General features: G+C 40.2%; 15 protein-coding genes and 3 tRNA genes. 10 read left to right on the forward strand and 8 right to left on the reverse strand.

Annotated features, from left to right (window positions below; translation table 11 throughout):
* Positions 1–34: 34 nt before the first annotated feature.
* Positions 35–2,593: an ATP-dependent Clp protease ATP-binding subunit gene (locus ACULLG_RS09990; protein ID WP_452126649.1), complete on the reverse strand. Its 2,559-nt coding sequence runs from the start codon at positions 2,591–2,593 to the stop codon at positions 35–37.
* Between the two features lie 259 nt (positions 2,594–2,852).
* Between ACULLG_RS09990 and gyrA the strand changes: the two genes are divergently transcribed.
* Positions 2,853–5,393, forward strand: a complete 2,541-nt coding sequence (gene gyrA / locus ACULLG_RS09995; RefSeq protein ID WP_452126650.1) for a DNA gyrase subunit A — start codon at positions 2,853–2,855, stop codon at positions 5,391–5,393.
* Positions 5,394–5,420: 27 nt separating this feature from the next.
* Positions 5,421–6,683 carry a tetratricopeptide repeat protein gene (locus ACULLG_RS10000; protein WP_452126651.1) on the forward strand — a complete coding sequence of 421 codons (1,263 nt, stop codon included), beginning with the start codon at positions 5,421–5,423 and terminating at the stop codon, positions 6,681–6,683.
* Positions 6,684–6,731: 48 nt separating this feature from the next.
* On the opposite strand, the gene ACULLG_RS10005 is transcribed toward ACULLG_RS10000, so the two are convergent.
* Positions 6,732–7,481: a C40 family peptidase gene (locus ACULLG_RS10005; RefSeq protein WP_452126652.1), complete on the reverse strand. Its 750-nt coding sequence runs from the start codon at positions 7,479–7,481 to the stop codon at positions 6,732–6,734.
* Between the two features lie 18 nt (positions 7,482–7,499).
* Positions 7,500–8,675, reverse strand: coding sequence for an acetyl-CoA C-acyltransferase (locus ACULLG_RS10010; protein ID WP_452126653.1), 1,176 nt, complete (start codon positions 8,673–8,675; stop codon positions 7,500–7,502).
* 112 nt (positions 8,676–8,787) lie between these two features.
* Here ACULLG_RS10010 and ACULLG_RS10015 point away from each other — a divergent pair, with 112 nt between their 5' ends.
* From ACULLG_RS10015 to ACULLG_RS10035, 5 genes are all read left to right on the forward strand, one after another.
* Positions 8,788–10,824 (forward strand): HD family phosphohydrolase, encoded by a 2,037-nt coding sequence (locus tag ACULLG_RS10015; protein ID WP_452126654.1) that lies wholly within the window; start codon positions 8,788–8,790, stop codon positions 10,822–10,824.
* 64 nt (positions 10,825–10,888) lie between these two features.
* Entirely contained in the window at positions 10,889–13,237 is a 2,349-nt protein-coding gene (locus tag ACULLG_RS10020; protein WP_452126655.1) for a TonB-dependent receptor, read from the forward strand.
* 162 nt (positions 13,238–13,399) lie between these two features.
* A tRNA-Ser gene (locus ACULLG_RS10025) sits at positions 13,400–13,483 on the forward strand.
* A gap of 151 nt (positions 13,484–13,634) precedes the next feature.
* Positions 13,635–13,709, forward strand: a tRNA-Pro gene (locus tag ACULLG_RS10030).
* Between the two features lie 37 nt (positions 13,710–13,746).
* Positions 13,747–13,823 (forward strand) — tRNA-Arg (locus ACULLG_RS10035).
* A 307-nt stretch (positions 13,824–14,130) separates the two neighbouring features.
* Here the strand turns inward: ACULLG_RS10035 and ACULLG_RS10040 are convergent.
* The 5 genes from ACULLG_RS10040 to ACULLG_RS10060 all read right to left on the reverse strand — a co-directional run bounded on the left by ACULLG_RS10040 (position 14,131) and on the right by ACULLG_RS10060 (position 18,806).
* Positions 14,131–14,844 (reverse strand): DUF4382 domain-containing protein, encoded by a 714-nt coding sequence (locus ACULLG_RS10040; protein ID WP_452126656.1) that lies wholly within the window; start codon positions 14,842–14,844, stop codon positions 14,131–14,133.
* A gap of 163 nt (positions 14,845–15,007) precedes the next feature.
* Positions 15,008–15,217: a YgaP family membrane protein gene (locus tag ACULLG_RS10045; RefSeq protein WP_452126657.1), complete on the reverse strand. Its 210-nt coding sequence runs from the start codon at positions 15,215–15,217 to the stop codon at positions 15,008–15,010.
* Positions 15,218–15,376: 159 nt separating this feature from the next.
* Positions 15,377–15,985: a Crp/Fnr family transcriptional regulator gene (locus ACULLG_RS10050; RefSeq protein WP_452126658.1), complete on the reverse strand. Its 609-nt coding sequence runs from the start codon at positions 15,983–15,985 to the stop codon at positions 15,377–15,379.
* Between the two features lie 139 nt (positions 15,986–16,124).
* On the reverse strand, positions 16,125–17,012 hold the full coding sequence (locus ACULLG_RS10055) for a hypothetical protein (RefSeq protein WP_452126659.1): 888 nt from the start codon (positions 17,010–17,012) through the stop codon (positions 16,125–16,127).
* An 18-nt stretch (positions 17,013–17,030) separates the two neighbouring features.
* Positions 17,031–18,806, reverse strand: coding sequence for a hypothetical protein (locus ACULLG_RS10060; protein WP_452126660.1), 1,776 nt, complete (start codon positions 18,804–18,806; stop codon positions 17,031–17,033).
* Between the two features lie 161 nt (positions 18,807–18,967).
* Between ACULLG_RS10060 and ACULLG_RS10065 the strand changes: the two genes are divergently transcribed.
* The 3 genes from ACULLG_RS10065 (at position 18,968) to ACULLG_RS10075 (ending at position 22,990) form a co-directional block, all read left to right on the forward strand.
* On the forward strand, positions 18,968–19,489 hold the full coding sequence (locus tag ACULLG_RS10065) for an RNA polymerase sigma factor (protein ID WP_452126661.1): 522 nt from the start codon (positions 18,968–18,970) through the stop codon (positions 19,487–19,489).
* A gap of 101 nt (positions 19,490–19,590) precedes the next feature.
* The gene (locus ACULLG_RS10070; protein ID WP_452126662.1) at positions 19,591–20,496 is read left to right on the forward strand and encodes a FecR family protein; all 906 of its coding nucleotides are present in this window, start codon (positions 19,591–19,593) and stop codon (positions 20,494–20,496) included.
* The gene (locus tag ACULLG_RS10075; protein ID WP_452126663.1) at positions 20,483–22,990 is read left to right on the forward strand and encodes a TonB-dependent receptor; all 2,508 of its coding nucleotides are present in this window, start codon (positions 20,483–20,485) and stop codon (positions 22,988–22,990) included. The genes ACULLG_RS10070 and ACULLG_RS10075 overlap by 14 nt, the downstream gene beginning before the upstream one ends.
* The last annotated feature ends 562 nt before the right edge of the window (positions 22,991–23,552 follow it).

Genomic DNA, 23,552 nt, shown 5'->3' on the forward strand with positions numbered 1-23,552 from the left:
GCAAAAAGCCGGCTGTATCTATTGTGTTCCAATATTATCCATCGGCCTTCGATGATTTCTCAGGCTTCTTTATCGTTATGGTGAGTTCTTCTTTTTTCTCATTCAAATCGATGAAAATACTATCTCCTTCAGCAAGCTTGGAATTTACGATTTCCTCAGCAAGGGCATCTTCAATATATTTTTGAATAGCTCTTTTTAAGGGTCTGGCACCATACTGTTTATCAAACCCTTTATCGGCAATATAATCTTTGGCCTTATCGGATAATTTAAGATTGTATCCTATGTCCTTGATACGCTCATAGAGTTTGTTCAATTCAATGTCTATAATCTTATGGATATCCTCACGCTCCAACGGATTGAACACAATGACATCATCTATCCTGTTCAAAAATTCGGGGGCGAAAGCTTTTTTCAATGCATTTTCAATCACACTTTTTTGGTGACTGTCGGCCTGGGCCTTTTTGGCCGCTGTACCAAAACCTACACCTTGACCGAAATCCTTCAACTGTCTTGCCCCAATATTGGAAGTCATGATTATGATGGTATTTCTAAAATCAATTTTTCTTCCCAAGCTGTCCGTCAAATAGCCATCATCCAAAACCTGGAGCAGCATATTAAATACATCTGGGTGCGCTTTTTCTACCTCATCCAAAAGAATAACGGAGTAGGGTTTGCGACGTACCTTTTCGGTAAGTTGCCCACCTTCTTCATATCCCACGTATCCTGGAGGCGCACCTACCAACCTTGAAATGGCAAATTTCTCCATGTATTCACTCATATCAATGCGAATCAGGGCATCTTCAGAATCAAAGAGCTCCTTGGCCAAAATTTTGGCCAACTGCGTTTTTCCAACTCCTGTTTGACCCAAGAAAATAAACGAGCCGATAGGTTTGTTCGGGTCTTTAAGTCCAGCTCGATTTCGTTGTATGGCTTTGGCCACTTTGGCCACGGCTTCATCCTGCCCAATTACAAATCCTTTAATAAGATCTGGAAGTTCGGCAAGTTTGTTACTTTCAGTTTGTGCAATTCTGTTAACCGGAATTCCGCTCATCATAGAGACAACATCTGCCACATTATCCTCAGTAACAGTTTCCCGGTTCAGTTTACTGTCTTCTTCCCATCTTTCTTGAGCAGAAGCCAATTCTTTTTCTAGGCGCTTTTCATCATCACGTAGTTTTGCAGCTTCTTCATATTTCTGCTTTTTTACTACGCTATTTTTTAATTCACGAACATCTTCCAATTGACCTTCAAGCTCCAAAATCTGTTTTGGAACATCCATATTTACAATGTGAACACGGGATCCCGCTTCATCCAGGGCATCAATGGCTTTGTCTGGTAAAAATCTATCTGTCATATAACGATTGGTCAACTTAACACATGCTTTGATAGCATCATCAGTATACATAACGTTATGGTGATCTTCGTACTTTCCTTTTATGTTCATTAAAATTTCAATGGTCTCTTCAACGGTCGTGGGTTCAACAATTACCTTTTGAAAACGACGTTCTAAAGCACCGTCTTTTTCAATATATTGACGGTATTCATCCAAGGTAGTTGCCCCGATACATTGAATTTCACCTCTAGCCAAAGCAGGCTTGAACATATTGGAGGCATCTAAACTTCCAGTTGCACCACCAGCACCGACAATGGTATGGATTTCATCAATGAAGAGAATAATATCATCGTTCTTTTCAAGCTCGTTCATTACGGCTTTCATTCGCTCTTCAAACTGGCCGCGGTATTTTGTTCCCGCTACCAGCGAAGCAAGATCTAAAGTGACAACTCGTTTGTTATATAGAATTCTTGAAACTTTCTTGTTAATAATTCTAAGCGCCAATCCTTCGGCTATTGCACTTTTACCCACCCCGGGTTCACCTATAAGCAAAGGATTGTTCTTTTTTCTTCTGCTTAAAATCTGGGAAACTCGCTCTATTTCTTTTTCTCTACCAACAACAGGGTCAAGCTTGTTTTCTTCTGCCAATCTGGTAAGATCGCGCCCAAAATTGTCCAATACAGGAGTTTTGGATTTCTTGCTCCCTTTTTGCGAAGAGCTTGAACCGAAGGTACTTTCTTTTGAATCTCCTGTATCTTCGGGATCATTTGGAAAGGAAGACTCGGCCTGTGGAGAATCCAAATAATCATCGTCACTGGTAATCATTGATTTGAATTGATCCTTCACATTATCGTAATCCACCTTAAGCTTATGCAGAAGCTTTGTAGTGGGGTCGTTTTCGTTTCTTAAGATGCACAGCAGCAAATGCGCCGTGTTGATTGAAGAGCTCTGAAAGAGTTTGGCTTCTAAAAACGTGGTTTTCAGAGCACGTTCAGCCTGTCTTGTCAGATGTAGGTTCTTTTTGTCTTTTTGGATTGTTCCGGTATTTGGATTGGCTGGGCTAAGAATCTCCACTTTTCTTCTTAAATGGTCCAGATCAACATCCAAGGCATCGAGGATGTTGATGGCCTTGCCATTGCCATCGCGTAAAAGACCTAGCATTAAATGTTCGGTTCCGATAAAATCATGCCCTAATCTCAGGGCCTCTTCTTTGCTATAAGCTATAACGTCTTTTACTCTTGGGGAAAAATTATCGTCCATACATTACCTTTTCAGCAATTAAAATTAATAAAAGTATCATTACCGTAGTCAAATACTATACCCTTAATCGATAAACTTGTGGTAAAAGTCGAAATAAAACGCATTTTCGATAGAGTTTAACAAAGTTTTATCAGCTTTTGTTCCTATAAATATGATGTTGATAATTTTTTTAATAAAGTAAAGTGCAAGTGTTTTGAAAGGTACGATTTTGCGTATATTGCCGTGATATTTTAACCGCAAAAAACAATTGGATTTTAGCATGGCTGAAGGAGAAAAGTTAATTCCTATCAACATTGAAGATGAGATGAAATCTGCCTACATTGATTATTCAATGTCGGTCATTGTGTCACGTGCCCTGCCAGATGTCAGGGACGGACTAAAACCTGTTCATCGACGAGTGCTTTTTGGAATGCACGAACTGGGCGTTAGATCAAGTAGTGCGCATAAGAAATCTGCTCGTATTGTGGGTGAGGTTTTGGGTAAATACCACCCGCATGGTGATACCTCGGTATATGATGCCATGGTACGTATGGCTCAGGAATGGAGTCTAAGGTATATGTTGGTAGATGGTCAGGGTAACTTTGGGTCCGTTGATGGCGATAGCCCAGCGGCAATGCGTTATACGGAGGCAAGAATGCGTAAAATAGCTGACGAGATGTTGGCAGATATCGATAAGGATACTGTAGACCATCAGCTGAATTTTGACGATTCCTTGCAAGAACCTACGGTTCTCCCAACACGTGTGCCGGCTTTGTTGGTTAATGGAGCTTCTGGTATTGCTGTAGGTATGGCCACCAATATGCCACCCCATAACCTCTCGGAAGTAGTTGATGGTACCATTGCATACATCGATAACAACGATATAGAGATTGATGAACTTATTACGCACATCAAAGCACCCGATTTTCCAACAGGAGGTATCATCTACGGATACGACGGGGTAAAAGAAGCTTTCCATACAGGAAGAGGTCGAGTTGTTATGCGTGCCAAGGCTACTTTTGAAGAAGTACAGGGACGGGAGTGTATTATTGTGACCGAGATTCCATATCAGGTGAACAAGGCCGATATGATCAAGAAAACGGCCGATCTTGTCAATGATAAAAAAATTGAAGGTATTTCTACAATCCGGGATGAATCGGATAGAAAAGGAATGCGAATCGTTTATATTCTAAAAAAAGACGCAATTCCGAACATTGTGCTGAACATGCTATATAAGTATACAGCGCTGCAATCTTCCTTTAGCGTCAACAATATTGCATTGGTCAAAGGAAGGCCCCAATTGTTGAACCTAAAGGAAATTATCCACTATTTTGTGGAACATCGACATGAAGTAGTTGTGCGGAGGACGAAATTCGAGCTTAAAAAAGCTGAAGACCGTGCGCATATCCTTGAAGGTTTAATAATTGCGTCTGACAATATAGATGAGGTAATTGCATTGATCAGGGCGTCTTCTAATGTTGAAGATGCTAGAAATGGCTTAATGGAACGGTTTAAACTGACCGAACTCCAAGCGAAGGCCATTGTTGAGATGCGATTAAGACAGCTTACTGGACTTGAGCAAGACAAACTTCGTGAAGAATATGATGCCTTGCTAAAAACCATTGAAGATTTAAAGGATATTCTTGACAAGAAAGAACGAAGAATGCAAATCATCAAAGATGAGTTGTTGGAAGTCAAGGAAAAATATGGAGATGAAAGAAGATCAGAGATAAACTTTGCAGGAGGCGATTTGAGCATTGAGGATATGATTCCAGATGAGCAAGTGGTCATTACCATTTCCCATGCTGGCTATATCAAAAGAACACCTTTAACTGAATATAAGACACAAAATAGGGGTGGAGTTGGTCAAAAAGCATCTTCAACCCGAAATGAAGACTTCTTGGAACATCTTTTTGTGGGAACCAATCACCAGTACATGTTGTTCTTTACTCAAAAAGGGAAATGTTTCTGGATGCGGGTATACGAAATTCCCGAAGGAAGTCGTACTTCCAAAGGAAGGGCCATCCAGAATCTTATTAATATAGAGCAAGACGATAAGGTCAAAGCATTCATCTGTACACAAGATCTAAAGGATGAGGATTATGTGAATTCCCATTATGTGATCATGGCCACCAAAAAGGGTACTGTTAAGAAGACATCTTTGGAGCAATACTCAAGACCGCGCCAAAATGGAATCAATGCCATTACCATTAGGGACGAAGATGAATTGTTGGAAGCGAAGCTCACCACTGGAACCAGTCAAATTTTCCTAGGACTGAAATCCGGAAAGGCAATTCGATTTGAAGAAAGCAAGACACGTCCAATGGGAAGAAATGCTTCCGGTGTAAGGGGTATTTCCTTGGCAAATGACAAAGATGAGGTCATAGGAATGGTTTCGGTACATAATTTTGAAGATGATATTTTGGTCGTTTCGGAAAATGGATACGGAAAACGTTCTACCATTGACGATTACCGTATTACAAACCGAGGAGGAAAAGGCGTAAAGACTATTTCCATAACAGACAAGACCGGAGGCCTTGTGGCAATAAAAAATGTTTCAGATACTGATGATCTTATGATCATTAATAAATCTGGTATAGCTATTCGAATGGGTGTTGAGGATTTACGTGTTATGGGAAGAGCCACCCAGGGGGTTAGACTTATCAATTTAAAAGATAAGGACTCCATTGCAGCTGTGGCAAAAGTAATGAAGGATGAAGATGCCGTTGATGAGGTGGATATCCTTGATATTGAGGTGAATGGAGAAGATGGCACGGCAATTGATAATAATACCGACGAAAACAAAGAGAATAAAGAATAATCATAAACACTAATAATTACATTTAAAATGAAGACTAAAGTTTTAATGCTATTAGCAATAGGGATTTCAACTATAGGATTTTCCCAAAAAGCTGAAATCAAGGCAGCAGAAAAAGCACTTAAAGGAGGAGATGCCGCTAGCGCGAAAGCTTCTGTTGATAGCGCAGCCTCATTAATCGATGCTGCAGATGCCAAGACCCAGGCACAGTATTATGCCATAAAAGGTAATGTTTATGCAGATTTGGCCAAAAAAGGAGATGCAACCGCTTTTCAACCGGCCATTGATGCATTCAAGAAGGTAATTGCTGTTGAAGAAACCAGTGGAAAAGCAAAGTATACCACCGTTGCCACTCAGAGCTTGGCACAAATGACATCCGACTTGATCAATGCTGCTGTCGAGGACAATAACAATAAAAAGTTTGATGAAGCAGCTGATAAACTGTACTTGGGATACCAATTAAGCCCGAAAGATACTTTGTATCTCTACTATGCAGCTAGCAGTGCGGTAAACGGACAGAACTATGAAAAAGCGTTGACTTATTACAACGAACTTAAAGATATAGGGTACGACGGAAGTGATGTTACCTACACTGCTGTAAATGTAGAAACCGGAGAGGTGGATACTATGGATAAAAATACCAGAGACTTATATGTGAAGGCTGGAACCCATAAGGATCCAAAAGAGGAGACCAGTCCTTCCAAGACTGCTGAAATAGTTAAAAATATCGCTCTGATTTATCAACAACTAGGGGATAATGACAAAGCTTTAGCCGCTTACGCTGATGCCAGAACTGTAGACCCCAATGATGTAAACCTTGTTTTGGGCGAAGCCAATCTGCACTATGCGATGGGAGATAAAGATAAATTTAAGGTATTGATGTCGGAAGCTTCGGCAATGGAACCGGACAATGCCGATTTACTCTACAACATTGGAGTAATCAATATGGAGCAAGGTAATTTAGAAGACGCTAGGGAAGCGTATCGAAAAACTTTAGCTGTCGACCCAGGTTATATCAATGCGTTATTAAACCTTTCCACTACTTACGTAAATGAAGGAAATGGCCTTATAGATGAAATGAACACCTTGGGAAGTTCTAGGGCCGATATCGCTAGATATGATGAATTAAAAAAGCAAAAGGATGATTTGTTCCTTGAAGGGGCTAAGGTTTTGGAAGATGCTTTAAAAACCAACCCTGATAACCAAGGTGTACTTTCCCAGCTAAAAAATATTTATGGAGCTTTAGGAGATACCGATAATTTTATGCGGATTAAAAAGCTTTTGGGAGAATAAGCAATTGATGCTCCTTAAAAAGAAAAGCCCCATTTTATGGGGCTTTTTTCATACTACTTTTTTAATGACCCTAAGCTTATGGGTGTATAATTTTTCTTCCGTGTTAAAGATACCGGTATGGTCCAGTCGATCAATACGAACATGGCCGTTGACATGAATGATGTAGTTGTCCTTTAAAATAATGCCCACATGGTCAATAATACCCTCAGTATTATCAAAAAAAGCTAGATCTCCAGGCTCACTTTCTTCAATAAAACTTAGAGCTTCACCCTGTTTGGATTGTACTTCAGCATCTCGTTTTAGGGCGTATCCATTTATTTTATAAACCATTTGGGTAAATCCTGAGCAATCTATTCCAAAAGGTGTTTTACCCCCTTTTTGATAGGGTGCCTTTAGGTACATTAAGGCTGTTTCTGCCAGATGTTCCTTAGGCAATTGTCCTTCAATGGCATTTCCTTCAAAAGTATGATTCATCAATGAAGCCGAAGAAACCATCGAACCCAATACAATCGGAAGCAACATATGATCATCCGTACAAATATGGGCAACAACATCCGAAGCGATTTTTACTTTCCGTGAATTTAAATTTTGAAAATCATCCTCCTCGATGAATGAAATCTGATTGTTTGCCACCCAGCCTTCACAATGATCATGAACCACTCTGATTCGACTCCACAGTTTTCTTTTTTCCAATACTTTAAAATGATCTCCGTAAAGCAATTGGGATACCATTTCAGTAGTATCATCCGGAGATGTACGAATGGGAACAATGCTTAAATGGCAAACTCCGTATTGCATCTGAAATCCTCTGGCGGATTAATTTCGTTCAAGTACAATTGCTGAAGCGCCACCACCTCCATTGCAAATAGCTGCGGCTCCTAATTTTCCATCATTCTGCTGAAGCACATTAAGTAGGGTAATGGTAATTCGAGCCCCGGAACAGCCAAGCGGATGCCCCAACGAAACAGCACCTCCATTAACATTGACATTAGAATCGTTAAGCCCTAAAAGTTTCATATTGGCAAGGCCAACAACAGCAAAAGCCTCGTTAAACTCGAAGAAATCAATATCGTCAAGGGTAACACCGGCCCTATCCAACGCTTTGGGCAGTGCCTTGGCAGGTGCGGTAGTGAACCATTTTGGTTCATGGGCAGCATCTGCATAGCCTTTTATAGTTGCTAAAGGAGTAAGATTCAATTCCTTGGCCTTTTCCTCGCTCATCAAAACAACTGCTGCGGCACCATCGTTGATCGTGGATGCATTGGCGGCAGTTACCGTACCTTCTTTTGTAAAAGCAGCGCGTAAAGCTGGAATCTTTTCCATTTTTACGTTCTTATATTCCTCATCTTCACTTACTATTATCGGCTCTCCTCTTCGTTGTGGAACTTCCACAGGGACCACTTCGTCAGCAAATTTACCAGCTTTCCAGGCAGCAGCGGACCTTTCGTAAGATTGGATTGCAAATGCATCTTGGTCTTCGCGACTAAAATCATGCTCAACGGCACAGGCATCTGCACAAACCCCCATCGCATTCTGATCATAAACATCGACCAGGCCATCTTTTTGCATACCATCAATTAATGTTGATGGACCAAACTTATGTCCAGTCCTCATATGCACGTAGTGCGGAATAAGGCTCATGTTTTCCATTCCACCCGCAACAACTATCGAATTCTCTCCTAGCGCAATGGATTGGGCGGCTTGCATTATCGATTTCATGCCGGAAGCACATACCTTGTTGACCGTGGTACATGGAACTGAATCTGGAATTCCGGCAAAAATTGCGGCTTGTCTGGCGGGTGCCTGACCGGTTCCGGCCTGCACCACATTTCCCATTAAAACTTCTTCGACCTGTTCAGGTTTTAATCCAATCTTATCTAGGGCCCCTTTAATGGCCACAGCTCCTAATTTTGGAGCTGGAATGCTGGACAAAGCACCCATAAAACTACCTATTGGAGTCCTTACGGCGGAAACGATAACAACTTTATTCATCTATGCATTTTTACAGTTGCGAAAATACTAAAATTAAATGCAATGCTTATGGGTTTACCACCTGCCATACTTCTTATTTATATTTTCTATTTTTGAAACATTAGCGTACAGCATGGGAAAAACTTTGGATAATGTTTATAAGCATCAATCACTGGCCTACAAGTATTTTCTCTATGTAGTTACAGTCGCGTTAATTGTATTTTTCTTTCCGAAAGGAGGCAAGTTTAAATATGAATTTCAAAAAGGGAAACCTTGGCAATACGAAAACCTGTACGCTCCCATTGATTTTTCCATAAAAAAAACAGAAGAGGAGGTTGTCAATGAACAGCAATCACTGCGTGAAAACAAGGTTGACTATTATTCATTTGATGAGTCAGTTCCTTTAAGGGTGAAGGAAACATTGGCACAAGAGCTGGGCGGTTTTTCCACTGCCAATAGTTTTTCCAATACACAAAGCGAGGTACTATTAAATACAGGTATCAATATTGTTGACAGTATTTATGCGCTTGGTGTGTTCAAGGAATTGCCCACTGCAAGTTCTGTTTTGGTGATAAAAAACAATGAAGCAAAGCTCCTGGGAGTAAATAGTTATTCCAATTTGGAGAATGCCAAAAGCTTAGTTGCTAGAATTCTTGGGAATAAGAATGACCCAGTTTCCTCCATTCTTGGAAATGTAATGCCCAGAGTGTTGGAATCTAATTTAATTTATGACAAGGCCCTGACCGAAAAAGTGTTGGCAGATGAGCTTGGTAAAATTTCCATTACCCGGGGGGAAGTGTCGGAAGGTAGTTTAATCATTGCCAAGGGAGAAGTTGTTGAAGCCGAAAATTTTAAAATACTAAACTCTCTTAAAGACGAATTTGAATCGGAGTTATGGCGAGGGAACAACTACTACTTTATTATTCTTGGCTATACCATTTTGGTAGCGCTTGTATTGATCATGTTGCTGCTTTTTTTAAAACGGTATCGAAAGAAAATCTTTCAGAATAACAACAAGGTCACCTTTATTTTTGTAAACATTGTATTAATGGTTTTGGCCACAACCCTAATGGTCAAAAACAACGAAAACTATGTATATGTGGTTCCCTTGTGCATCCTTCCACTTGTTTTAAAAAACTTCTTCGATGCCAGATTGGGTCTGTTTGTGCATGTTTTGACGGTTTTGTTATTGGGATTTGTGGTGCCCAATAGTTTTGAGTACATCTTTTTGCAGATTATTGCGGGAATTGTGACCATTTTAACCGCATCAGAACTTTATAAACGTGCCAACCTGTTTATATCCGTCGGGCAAATTACCCTGATTTATATTGTTGGTTATTTTGCCTTTCATGCCATACACGAGGGCAATTTGGATAATATCGAATGGATTTTATTCGGGGTTTTCGTCCTTAATGGACTTTTGACCCTTTTTGCCCAACCGCTGATTTATATTTATGAGAAAATTTTTGGGTTGATTTCGGATGTATCCTTATTGGAGTTGTCCGATACCAATTCTAAACTTTTAAAAGAATTATCGGACAAAGCACCTGGTACGTTCCATCATTCACTGCAGGTAGCAAATTTAGCTGAGGCGGCAGCTAATGAAATTAATGCCAATGCCATGTTGGTAAGGGTTGGGGCCTTGTATCATGATATTGGCAAAATGGATAATCCAACTTTCTTTACCGAAAACCAGATTACAAGTGTGAATCCACATGACGATTTGCCTCCAAGAGAAAGTGCGAAGATTATTATTGACCATGTGATCAAAGGAATTGAAATCGCTCGAAAAAATAACTTACCTGATCGTATTATCGATTTCTTAAGAACACATCATGGCACTACCTTGGTTTTCTATTTTTTTAAACGCCAGCAAGAACTTGAAGGAGAGGCTAACGAGGAGAATTTCCGATATCCCGGCCCCATTCCATTTTCAAAGGAAACGGCAATTTTAATGATGGCCGATGCAGTTGAGGCTGCTTCAAAAAGCCTTAAGAACCCCACCTACACTATTATTGACGAATTTGTGGAGAAAATTGTGAAAGGACAAATGCAGGCCAACCAATTTTTAAACGCAAACATCACCCTCAAGGAAATTGAAAAGGTCAAGAAAGTGTTGAAACAAAAGTTGACCAATATCTACCATCTTCGTGTAGAGTATCCGGAATAGTGTTGGAAATTAGTGAATTACGGAATAATTTTTGTGGTATATTTATTACACAAAATACTGCAAAATGAAATCGGCAACCATCCTTCCACTCTTATTCCTTTGTTCCAATTTGTTGTTTTCACAAGGGGATAACCATTATCCGAATAAATGGAAAACATTTTCTTCCAAAGCATTTTATCAAGAAAATATAGTAAGGGATTCTTTGGTGAATTGGCAGGAAGAGGTGCTTTTACATTTATCCGATACACAACCTGAAGAAAAGCAAACATTATTTTTCAAAAGCTATGTTAGAATCGGCAAAAATAAAGTCCGAAGCAATGCTAGCAAAGTGCTAATAGTTGACCTTGTAAATAATACAAATGAATTGTTTAAGAGACAGTTTCATGAAATCTCGGATGGTATGTCAGTTGGAAAACTTAAGCTTCCCAAAAATGCAAAAAAGGGAATGTACTATGTAAAAGCCTACACCCGATGGATGCAGAATTACGGAGAACATATGTATGCAAAGGAGCAAATCAATATTGGAGGGGTAAACAATGGAGCAGTTTTTCTCAATGAAAAAGGTGTGGTGATCCATTCTGAAGGAGGGAACCTTGTAAGTGGCCTTAAAAACCATCTTTTTTTCAAGGGAATTTTTGAAAAAAATGAGTCGGGTCATATAGGCTATATTTCGGACCAAGCAGGACAGGTTGTGTCAGAAATCAAAATGTTTAATGAGAATATCGCAAGTACAATTTTGCAACCTGAGAAAGGAAAAACATATTTTGCCCACCTTAATAACGGCCAACAACACGCAATACCCAAACCCACTGATGAGGGTTTGCTTCTGCATGTAAACAACCTTGACCCAAAATTGGCCAAAGTTGAGGTAATTGCTTCTGCTGCTTATTTGGGCAAAACCATAAAGTTGAAAGGCTTACAAAATGGTATTGTTTATTTTGAACAAACGCTGGATTTTAAACAAAACCCGATAATCAATATCACAATACAAAAAAAGGATATCCCATCAGGAAAATTGATTTTGGGATTGTACGATGAAACTGACCAGCAAGTTGCAACAAGAGCCATATGGATTGAAGGGAGGCAATTGCACATTACGGTTGACCAGATTAATGAAGAATCAAAAAACAAAGTGCTCCATATACAGGTAAGGGATGATGAAAACAAACCGGTTCGAGCAGAATTGGCAGTAGGCATTCTGAATTGGATGGAAGGCATTGGGGAAGACTATGAAAAGGATGACATACTTGTTTCTTCCGGTAATGAATCGTTCCAAGAAAAAAGAAACCAGCGTTATGTTAAGGATATTAATTTGATTCTTTCGGAAAGTACAATAGCTGAGGAAGCAACAGAAGAGACTATACCATCAATAATTCAATTCCCCATGCAGAAAGGACTTGAGTTATATGGGTATGCTTATGATCTGGACAACAACTTGCTCAAGAATACAACAATCCAAATATTGGCCAGCTCGGAAGGAGCTCCATGGATTGAGGAATTGGAGACCAACGCAAGTGGCCAACTAAGAATAGAGAATCTTCAATTTTACGGTAAAACCGAAATGGTTTTCAGAACTAAAGGCAAGGACACAAAATCCAGACTGGTCAAAATAATACCCACAATTGGGGAAAGACAGGGGTATTCAAAAGAGTTGACCAAGTTTCAACAGAAACAAGAAAAAAAGAGGTTTTTTGAAGCTACGGGATGGCAACCTGTGGATACCACAAATTTAATTGAATTGGATGAGGTTCAGGTAAATCAAAAACGAGCGGAATCTGAAAAGAACAATACCTTATATGGTGTGGAGCCTACAGCAACAGTTTTTCAGAATCCAAAACATCCAATAGACTTGGTTGAATTGGTTAGAAAGATTCCGGGAATGCTGGTAACAGGTACTGGCTCGGATGTAAGAGTGCAGCATTCCAGGGCCTTCACATCCTTCCAACCCATAGGTCCACCACTTTGGATAGTTGATGGAATGCCATGGGGCAAAGGCTTTTCCAGTTTCAATTCTCCAATAGGATTGATTTCTGCTCTTGACATAGAAAAAGTAGAACTTGTTTTTGGGCCGGAAGCAGCAATTTTTGGAAGTAGGGCTACTGGAGGGGTTATCTTAATTTATACCAGAAGCGGAAGTGGTTCCAATTTTGTTCCTAGAAAAGAAGGCCAACTGATTTTTCAAGGATATGAACCCAATATTGGTTTTGATGACTATAAAACACAAGAAAACAGGAAAAAATATAAAAGAGAAAGTGATGTGGTATATTGGAACCCGAAATTGCAAACCAACAACAACGGTGAGGTGATGGTGAAATTGGAGGAAGATTATTTATTTGAGAACTTTAGAATAAAGGCCACAACCGTTTCAAGAGATGGGACCATCAGTGCTACAGATGTTATTCTGAAAAATTAACTTTCATTTTGGCATTTTTGCTCATACTCAAAACTTTGAAATCATCTATTGGTATAAGCGAACAGATTTCAGTAAAAAAACGAAAAAATAGTTGCGTTCTTTCGGATGAAAAGGTACATTTGCATCCGCATTTTCAAGATGTACGTTCATAATAAAATGTTAGGAGAGGTGCCGGAGTGGTAACGGAGCAGATTGCTAATCTGTCGACGCGTAAGTGTCGCATGGGTTCGAGTCCCATTCTCTCCGCAATTTTTCTTAAAGATTAAATAGATAATCATTCGGGGTTTAGTACCTCGACTTCGCTCGGTTTAAACTCCACCCGAGCGGGCTACTGAGGTAGTTTTTGTTGGAGTTTGTTATTTCTGTATTGAAGTTTTCAGTCTTTAAGACTGTTTTTCGGGGTGTAGCGTAGCCCGGTTATCGCGCCTGCTTTGGGAGCAGGAGGTCGCAGGTTCGAATCCTGCCACCCCGACAAGGCCGAATCGCAAAGATTCGGCCTTTTATGTAATGGTCGCGTAGCTCAGCTGGATAGAGCATCTGCCTTCTAAGCAGACGGTCATAGGTTCGAATCCTATCGCGATCACCAATAAACATAGGGTCTCAGAGGTTTTATTACTTCTGAGACTTTTTTGTTTGCACATAATTTGCACATATATGGTTGAAATGTTTACGTACTGCCATTTTAATATAAAAGACATTGATATTTAGGTTTCCATTATTCTAGAAAATACAACGAGAGACTAACTTTATTTTGGTATGACCCTATAAATAGTACGATAAAGGGTTTTTCGAATTGGAGAAACCACTGATTTTAGTGCTTTTGACCTGGCTAAATGAAAAAAGCCATCCTATAAAATACAGATGGCTTGACTTCATGGGATGCTGGACTACTACTATTGATCTATCAAATCAGCTGTTTCCTTGATGTTGTCTTTCAAATCCTTTGCTATTTCCTGATTCCCGTCTTGATCGTTAGGGAATATTTCGATAGTGCCGTTTTCGTTCCCGTCCACAGCAAGACCCAGATCAATCTGTTTTAGGGAACTTAAAAACTGAGCCATGTTGAACTCAACGGTAAAATTGATAACACCTCCGGACACTTGAACACCGGTGCTTCTGCCTACATCAAGATTTTCGCTGGTATCATGCCAGAAAATAAAGGGAACATCATTGATGGTACCTTCAATATAAATTGACCTGTCATAAAGGTTATCGGTAACTGGCAGGTCTTCATCTTTATGGAATTTAAAACGAAGTTCCTTATAGGTCCCGTCAGGCACGATCACGTCACCAATGGTCTGGGAGATGGCATCACTACCGTTCAAGAGGTCGATTTGGTAAGGTCCCCTAAACTGAATTTCGTCAGTGTCCAAGCTGCTGTTGGGGTCATCATCGTTTTTGAACACCACATCCCTGATTGAAATACGGAAATCCGTGAAAACTACGTTTTCGTTGTTCTTTCCTGTAAAAGAGACTGATTTTGCACTGGTTCCTCCCACATTCGTGGCGGCTACCTTAAGGCGGATGCGACTATCATCGGCATCATCACTGGAACAACTGACCATAAACAAGGCCGATACAATAAATAATAAAATGAAATGCTTCATAACAATTGAATTTGGTTAATATGTAAGATTTAAAACGTTTTTAACTTTTGTTTCATATATAAAACAACTGAAATCGACAAAGTCCCAAGGAATATTTTCTGGGCTTGGCAGATAAAAAAGAGGGCAATTTACCGCCCTCTTAGAATCCAAGGAATGTTAATGGTCATTTTTGCTTTGTAGCACAAGTGCTTATGCCAAAAGGGGCATAAAGTGGACAGAAGCTAATAAAGCTGGTTAGAACAAATATTCCTGCCAACACCAATAATATTATCCCCAAAGTGCCACTTAGGGTTCCTGTAAAATAAAGTATTGCAATAATCGCTGCTACAACAAAACGAATGATTCGGTCCGCGGACCCCATATTTTTTTTCATTTCATGAAGATTTAGTTAGACAAATACTTAACGAGCAAAACGATTCCTGAAATGGCCGATATGCAAATAATGCAGACCAACAAAAGTTTTATCAGTTTCTTGCCCATATTTCCTTTTATCAAAGCTAGTCAAGGATATGGAGCTATGCAGTGACTTTGGTCACAACTTGAGTACCTGTATTTTGTTGCCGATTTGTTCCACCAGCCCTTCGCCCTCCAATTTTTTCAACACACGGCTCACTACTTCCCTCACGGTCCCCACTTCGTTTGCGAGCTGTTGGTGGGATATTTGCAGTGGATTTTCATTTTTGAGCAATACTTTGTCCCTCAAATGGTTATATACCCGTTTGTCCATCTTGTCGAACAAAACGTGCTGGATGGTATCCAACAGTTCTGCATATCGACCTTTATATTGTTGAAAGAAAAAGTTGTTGACCTTGGGGTTTTCTTTGGCGAAAGCATCCAGTTTGTCCACGGGCACTAGGATTGTCTCAGTATCCTCTTCGGTTACGGCATATACTTGGCTGGGTTCGTTATTGGTGCTGGCCGAAAAGGACATGATGCAACTTTGGTTGGGCTGAATATAATAAAGCAGCAATTCTCTGTCCTCATAGCGGGTAAATACCTTTATGAGTCCTTTTTGTACAAAGGGCACCACCTTTACAAATTGTCCTTCCCTTAAAATTTCGGTTCCTTTGGCTATATGTTGAATTGTACCCACCTCGGCTATTTTTTCAAAGAGGTGCTGAAATTTGGATGGACTTTCCATGCTTGGTCGCGTTTAACCTTAAAGATAAAAAAACCGCCCCAAGAAATATCCTAGGACGGCAACCAACCTTCTTTTCCATAGCAGGGGGAACCCTTACTCCATTTAATATGGTTGGATTTGATAATAAGAATCGGGGCGCTTATTTTTCAAAAGTCAATAGATCTGTTCCTCCATCGCCTCCGCTTTCATGGATCAATTCAATTTTATTTGCGGAAAAGGAAACAATGTTCCAATCTTCGGAAAGCTCGGCAAAATTGGCCGGAAAGGCGAAGAAAATATCAAAGTCTATTTCGCCTGTGGTCTCGCCTCCGTTGAAATTACCAAGGGTACAACCATTTCTAAAACGCAAACGATCTTCCCCGTTGATTCTTAAATCGACGTTGGATTCTCCATTGTACAATTCAATTTCATGCAAGGTCCATGTGTCGGGAATGTCGGCCAGGTCGGCGATACTCAACACCACCTGAATGTTGTTTCCACTGCCCGAGGCTTCCCAGGTACCGGAGTAGCTATCAGAACCAGAGGTGACAGTTACCATACCATCTGTCGAAAAATTGAATTCATAGCCTACAAAGCCATCTTCAAGATCATTGTTGTTTCCTTTTTCAAGTTTTTCAACCGACCAATCGGAGCATCCTGTCAAAACTTCGGTAAGTTGTTCCACCGTACAGCCATTGCAGTCGTCCTCAATATTGTTGGAGCTATCATCATTGGAATCGTCGCTGGAATCATCATCGATGGTTACGGACCAGGTACCGCTCACTGTTGTGTTGCCGTTTTCGGCCACCAAACTTCCATCCTCATTAAAGCTAAAACCATATCCATCAAAGTTTGCAGTCTCATTTTTTCCAGAATCAACAAAGTTGGTTATGGTCCAAGTGTCAGAAGTTGCCGCGTTGGTGATTTCCTCTACATCGGCGTGCAATTGCGCCAAATTGGCAGCTTCATCGTTTTCGCCATCAGTGGTACAGGAGGTTGCCCACAAAGCGAGCATTAAAATTCCGAGGTTTAAAATGTACTTTTTCATAGTATTCTTATTCTGGGTTTATTGTTTTGTAAAGATCAAGGTATCTGTTGCACCACTGCCTCCGCTCACATCACGTAGCTCCAATTGGGTATCGGAAACGGAAATCACGTCCCAATCATCATTGAACTCATCCAAAGGCGTTACGGCACCAAAGTCCAGTACAAATTTGTTGTCACCATTTTCTGTGGCCCAAATACCATTTGTGGCACTGCCATTATCGGCGGTCACTGAGCCATCGGCAACAAAATTGAAAGTATAGTCGCTAAAGTTGTTGGTTTCGTCAACACCATCATCAAGATAGGATGAGACGGTCCATGTGCCATCCACAATTACCGTGCTCAAATCCACACCACCATTTCCATTGCTTGATGCATTTCGCTCAAAGGTGAGAAAGTCGGTAGTGCCATCCCCACCACTAATATCCTTTAATCGGATAATGTCATCCGTCGCTTCCAAAACATCCCAATCCTCCAACAGCTCATCAAACGGAACATTCATACCAAAGTTCAGGTTGAGTTCAAGCTCCGTCTCGTCACCAGAACCCGTGGACCAAGTTCCGTTGGTGATTGCTCCTGAATCATCGGCAGTTGCCGACCCATCGGCCGCAAAATTGAAGACCATTCCATCAAAAAGCGCAGTTTCGTCCACATCATCAAAATAGTTGGTCACATACCAATCCCCATTGGTCAATGCTTGGACAAGGGCAGTATCGTCAACACCTCCGTTGCCACCGCCATTGGAAACACAATCGCTTTTGAACCTCAAACGGTCATCCCCCAATCTAAAATCAACATCGCCTTGTTGTATTTCGTGCAAGTTCCAAGTAGCATTGAAATCCGGCAAGTTTGGAATATTTATGATCACCGAAATATTGTTTGCTGATCCACTGGCCTCCCATGTACCTGCAAACGAATCGGTATTGGATACGGCATTCAAGGTGCCATCAGCCATAAAGTTGAAGTCATATGCAGTGTATTGGTCCTCTAAATCCTGGTCGTTGCGTTCCAATTTGTCCACATTCCAATCTGAACAGGCTGTCAAAGCATCAGAAAGTTGGTTTGTGGTGCAGCTATCGCAGTCATCATCATTAAAATCATTGTCATCGTCCTCATCACAGGTATCATCAGCATTTTCAATAACATTTTCCAATTCTTGAACACTACCAATTGTTTGGGTAGAACCATCTGCAAGAATGACGGATAACGGAAAATTGATTGTTACCGCAGTATATTCATCCAAATCATCTATGAACCTATGCATCTCCTCGTCATTGTCGATGACAATGGTATTCACCAATTCGTTGTTCTCGTCTAGGATAAAAGTGGTAATCGGGTATTGAAAATCGATACACTCTATATCATCGTCATCCTCGTTTTCACCTGGACAATTATCCGCTATGGCAATCAATTCAGCATCAGAATTAATGGTGAGCGTCGTGAAATCCGTTAAAATCAAGGTTATTGGATAGGAAATTTCAATGATATCAATATCATCATCAAAGAGATCAAAAACATCTTCAATCTCTTCATAACCATCTTTGTCATCAACAGTAATCTGTGTTCCATTGACAGTTACGGTGACAGGGAGTTGAACACTCAAACAATTGGCTTTGTCAATAATATTATCTATTGAACCGTCATTTTGTGAAGTTCTGCTAATCAAATCGGCCAGATTGGAATTTGCCTCGATTGTTTCTTCCACCGGTGTGCCTATGGATAGATCGTCCTCAGTACGGCAAGAAAGGACACCTATCAGGCTAAGACATAAAAGGAAAAATGGTTTGGAAATTTTCATAGTCATTTTTTTGTTGTAAGTCAATAATGTTTTGAGATCTATCTGCTTCAATTAGTGCATTGTTTGGTTTCCTTTATATTTAAAACAACCCTAAGCAAAAATGTCCCAGAAAAAAAATGACTTTTTTTTGATAAATTTAAGACCGTAAAACAGTCCACCCTTTGTCAAAGAAATTATTTAAAAATGTATGCGAGAAATCGCTGTTTTCTAGTTTATACGAAAAATATGCCCAAAGCCTAAGTGACCTATTGTATTTTAAGTATGGTGATTTATTTAATTCTGCCGATAAGGTGCAAGATGCTTTTATTAAGATGTGGGAAAACTGTTCCAAGGTAGTGCCTGAAGCGGCCAAATCATATCTATACACCGTGGCCAATAATTTAATGCTCAATGAGGTAAAGCATCAAAAAGTCAAACTAAATTATAGAAAGGTGTCACCGAAGGATTATACAAATGAATCCCCCGAATTTTTAATGCGGAAAGAACAGTTTCTTGAACAGTACGAAAGCGTCCTGTCAAAACTAAAGCCTGAAGAACGTGAAGCATTTGTACTTAGCAAGGTTGAAGGAAAAACACATAAAGAGATTGCTGAATTGACCGGGGTTACCAAAAAGGTTGCGGAACATCGTATTTATGCTGCCTTTGCCATTTTAAGGAAGCAACTTAAAGATTTTAACTTATAATAAAGGATAGATCAACAATATCAAATGATTGTACTTCATGAAATTAAAATATAGTTTGGGATAATGCGATTCAAGGTTGTTTTAGTATAAAGGACAGATGAATGGATAAAGATTACATCATAAAAAAGTGGCTGAATAATGACCTTACCAAAGAGGAGGAGCACATCTTTGATGAAATCGAAGATAGTGGACTGTTAAAAGAAATTATTGAAGAAGCCAATCGTTTTAGGGGACAGAACCGTTCTAAGGTGGTGGCCTTTGAAGAATTGGAAGAAAAGCTCGATCAAAGAAAAGATTCCAATACCAATTGGACCAGATTCGCTTATAGGGCAGCTGCAATATTTGTTTTAGGAATTGGTCTTTATTTTGTTTTAAAGGGAGACGATCAACATATGTTTACCACCCAAATGGCCCAAACGGAGGTCATCAACTTGCCAGACAACTCCAAGGTGACACTCAATAGCCTTTCACAACTTAGTTTTAATGATGTCAAATGGGACGAAGAAAGGAGTTTGCAATTAAAAGGTGAGGCTTATTTTGACGTAACCAAGGGGAAGAAATTCGAAGTACATACCCCTTTCGGAAAGATAAGCGTATTGGGTACCGAATTCAACGTCATCGCAAGGGATAGTATTTTTAGTGTCGTTTGTTATGAGGGTTTGGTGCAGGTGGCACATAATAACGATACGACCCAACTACCAGCAGGCAAGGGATATCACTTTTTTAACAACACTCCCCAAGTTGTCAATGTTGCGCTTTCCCAACCCAAATGGCTGCAAGATTTAAGTGTATTTGAGGAAGCGACCATAGTCCAAGTCATCAAGGTTCTGGAAGAGGAATACCAAGTTCAGGTGGTCCTTGACCAAATCGATGTAGCCACTAGGTTCACCGGAGCTTTTGAACATGATAATCTTGAGAATGCCCTACAAGCAATTACCCAAACCCTTAAATTGACCTATGAATTTAGCGACACTAATACGGTCATTATAAGGAATGCCAAAAAATAAACATTTATTTATACTCATCTTGATCCATTGTTTGGTCGGGGCCTTCGGATCTGCACAGGATAACCAGGAAAGGGTTCCGTTAAAGCAAGTTCTTGACGTACTTTCAAAAAAACATCAAATACAGTTCAATTACCAAAGTGACCTGCTAAATGACCTCTATGTGTTGCCCTCCAAGGACACCAGTACGCTGAATCAGGAAATAAGGCGCTTGGAAAACCAGACAAAATTAAAATTTTCCAAGGTGGGTACCAGGGTCATCACCATTACAAAGGTCCAAGTTTTATGTGGATACATAGAGGATGTGTCATCACAACAACCTATGATCGGGGCGACTGTTCAATCTGGGACTGGAAATACGATAAGTGATGATAAAGGTTACTTTGAAATAGAGGTCACTGACCAGGATGAGCCGGTCGAAATTCGATTTTTGGGATATAAGACCATAAAAAGGGCGGCCAGGTTCTTTTCGTTGGAACGCTGCTCGACAATAAGAATGTACGAGGAGGAGCAGACTATAGCTCCAATTGTACTACAGGGCTACCTTATCAGGGGAATCGACAAGAAAGCGGATGGGACCACCACCATTGATTTTTCCAGATTTGCAACTTTGCCCGGGTTGATAGAAACCGATGTACTGCAAACAGTACAAGCTCTCCCCGGAGTTCAAAGTATCGATGAAACTGTTTCCAATATCAATATTCGGGGTGGCTCGCATGACCAAAACCTTATCTTATGGGATGGTATCAAGATGTATCAGTCGGGACATTTTTTTGGACTGATATCAAGTTTCAATCCTCAGATTACCCAAAAAGTCATAGTGGTTCCCAACGGAACGGATGCGGCTTATACTGATGGGGTTTCTGGGACTTTGCTCTTAAGGACGGATAAAAACCTACAAAACAAATTTAAAGGAAGCTTTGGAGTGAACTTGATCAACGCTGACCTTTTTGCCGATATCCCGTTAGGCAGCAAGTCCTCTATACAGATTGCTGCCAGAAGATCCATAGATGATGTAGCAAGAACCCCTACTTTTGATGTCTTCTTTGAACGAATTATCCAGGAGACAGAAATAGCAGAAAACGAACCGAGCATCATTAATTCCGATCAAAGATTTTCTTTTTACGACACCTCTTTCAGATGGTTATATCAACCTACTGAAACTGACAGGATTCGGTTGAATTTTATTTTAATAGATAACAATTTGGCTTTTGATGAAACGGCAAACCTAAATGAGATCATGCAAACAAGAGAAAGTAGTTTGTCCCAGAACAGCATCGGGGCCGGCCTAGGTTATGAACGCGAATGGAACACAAAGTTCTCTACCGAAATTCATGTGTACAACACAGATTATAAATTAAGGTCAATCAACGCCAATGTGTTGCAAGGGCAACGTTTTTTACAGGAGAATGTGGTTTCGGAAACCGGTGCAAGTTTGAAGGGAATATTTAATATCAACAATATCCTGTTGGAAACGGGATATCAATTTACGGAGTCCGAAATAGTCAATACAAACGATACGGATATCCCCCGTTTTTTAAGGCGTGATTCCGAAGTCCTTCGTGAACATGTCCTTTTTGCGCAAACATCCTATCGCGACGGTAGCGGCCTTTACGTAAAACCCGGTTTACGAACCAGTTATATCGCCAAGTTTGACAGGGTGCTTGTCGAGCCAAGGCTTAGTGTCAATAAAGCAATAGGAAAGCATTTTCAAGTGGAGGTGTTGGGAGAGTTCAAACATCAAAACACCTCACAGATCATAAATTTCCAGAACGACTTTTTAGGCGTTGAAAGAAGGAGGTGGCAACTCACGGATAACGATAGTATTCCGATATTGAGAAGTCAACAGGCTTCCTTGGGCTTACGGTACAACCATCGTGGTTGGCTTCTGGATGCTGCTGTCTATTACAAAAAAGTAAATGGCATTACCGCTAAGAGCCAAGGTTTTTTGGACAGCTACGAGTTTGTCAAAACCTCAGGAAATTATGATGCCTACGGAATCGATTTCCTTATGAGAAAACAACTGCAACAATGGAATCTATGGCTGAGCTACGGATATCTGAACAGTACCTATAGTTTTCAGGAATTACCTGAAATCCAATTCAGGAATAATTTTGACATTACCCACTCGCTGTCCTCGGGCCTCACTTTTTCAACATCAGAATTTAGTTTTGCGCTCGGAGCCAATTGGAGGACCGGAAAGCCTTTTACCCCAACACTCATGGGCGATGCAATTGTGGACGGGGACATCAATTATGGGGAGGCCAACTCCAGTGAACTTGACGATTATTTGCGCCTGGATTTCTCTGCCATCTATAAGACTCAAGTTGGAAAAAACATCGGCTTACAAACAGGGGTATCGGTATGGAACCTGCTCAATCGAGAAAACCCGATAAACACTTTTTTTAGGTTGAACCCCCAGAATGAGCCCGAACAAGTGTTTCAGGAATCTTTGGGAATTACGCCCAATGCAAGTTTTAAGCTAATTTTTCACTAATATGGAAAACAAATTATATCTGTGTAAAACTTAACCCGAATTTGCTTTAACCTAGGGCGTTTGACACTCACATTCAGTTTCGAATGGCATTTAGAGTTCAATTAAGGTTAAACAGAGTGATATTTTATTTCTAACGACCTGATTTTCTTTAGATTTTGGAATTAATTAAATTTAGAATGTTTTAGTTCAATATAGCTGATTCAAAAGGCACCTAGTGTTTACATTTTTGGTCCTGCCAGCAGGACGGGGAATGTAAAGCAAGAGGGTAACACGCTAACGCGATGTTACGTTTTTTAGTTAATTGATTTTCAATCAATTATGTGAAGATAAAATTTTACCAAAAAAAGTTTTTACTGTAAAAACCTCGGTAGGCCCAGTAAACACTGGAAATCTTTACAGTAAAAAATATCTGTTGGGTCAGTTTGTATCCGTTTGGTAGACTGTTTTTGTCCAGTCAAATTTGACATTGTTTGGGACGGTTTGAAGGATGCTATTTGATATGGAAAAGGATATTAGAGGTATGGTAGGTGCGCCCTATTTCGATTTTACTCAACGCTTATCT

Source organism: Flagellimonas sp. 2504JD1-5, assembly GCF_053618295.1.

What these genes read in the sequence shown, in the direction of transcription:
- ACULLG_RS10060 (WP_452126660.1), bottom strand. Translation starts at nt 18,806, where the DNA reads ATGAAAATTTCCAAACCATTTTTCCTTTTATGTCTTAGCCTGATAGGT.
- ACULLG_RS10000 (WP_452126651.1), top strand. Translation starts at nt 5,421, where the DNA reads ATGAAGACTAAAGTTTTAATGCTATTAGCAATAGGGATTTCAACTATA.
- ACULLG_RS09990 (WP_452126649.1), bottom strand. Translation starts at nt 2,593, where the DNA reads ATGGACGATAATTTTTCCCCAAGAGTAAAAGACGTTATAGCTTATAGC.
- ACULLG_RS10070 (WP_452126662.1), top strand. Translation starts at nt 19,591, where the DNA reads ATGGATAAAGATTACATCATAAAAAAGTGGCTGAATAATGACCTTACC.
- ACULLG_RS10020 (WP_452126655.1), top strand. Translation starts at nt 10,889, where the DNA reads ATGAAATCGGCAACCATCCTTCCACTCTTATTCCTTTGTTCCAATTTG.
- ACULLG_RS10015 (WP_452126654.1), top strand. Translation starts at nt 8,788, where the DNA reads ATGGGAAAAACTTTGGATAATGTTTATAAGCATCAATCACTGGCCTAC.
- ACULLG_RS10075 (WP_452126663.1), top strand. Translation starts at nt 20,483, where the DNA reads ATGCCAAAAAATAAACATTTATTTATACTCATCTTGATCCATTGTTTG.
- ACULLG_RS10005 (WP_452126652.1), bottom strand. Translation starts at nt 7,481, where the DNA reads ATGCAATACGGAGTTTGCCATTTAAGCATTGTTCCCATTCGTACATCT.
- gyrA (WP_452126650.1), top strand. Translation starts at nt 2,853, where the DNA reads ATGGCTGAAGGAGAAAAGTTAATTCCTATCAACATTGAAGATGAGATG.
- ACULLG_RS10010 (WP_452126653.1), bottom strand. Translation starts at nt 8,675, where the DNA reads ATGAATAAAGTTGTTATCGTTTCCGCCGTAAGGACTCCAATAGGTAGT.
- ACULLG_RS10050 (WP_452126658.1), bottom strand. Translation starts at nt 15,985, where the DNA reads ATGGAAAGTCCATCCAAATTTCAGCACCTCTTTGAAAAAATAGCCGAG.
- ACULLG_RS10040 (WP_452126656.1), bottom strand. Translation starts at nt 14,844, where the DNA reads ATGAAGCATTTCATTTTATTATTTATTGTATCGGCCTTGTTTATGGTC.
- ACULLG_RS10045 (WP_452126657.1), bottom strand. Translation starts at nt 15,217, where the DNA reads ATGAAAAAAAATATGGGGTCCGCGGACCGAATCATTCGTTTTGTTGTA.
- ACULLG_RS10055 (WP_452126659.1), bottom strand. Translation starts at nt 17,012, where the DNA reads ATGAAAAAGTACATTTTAAACCTCGGAATTTTAATGCTCGCTTTGTGG.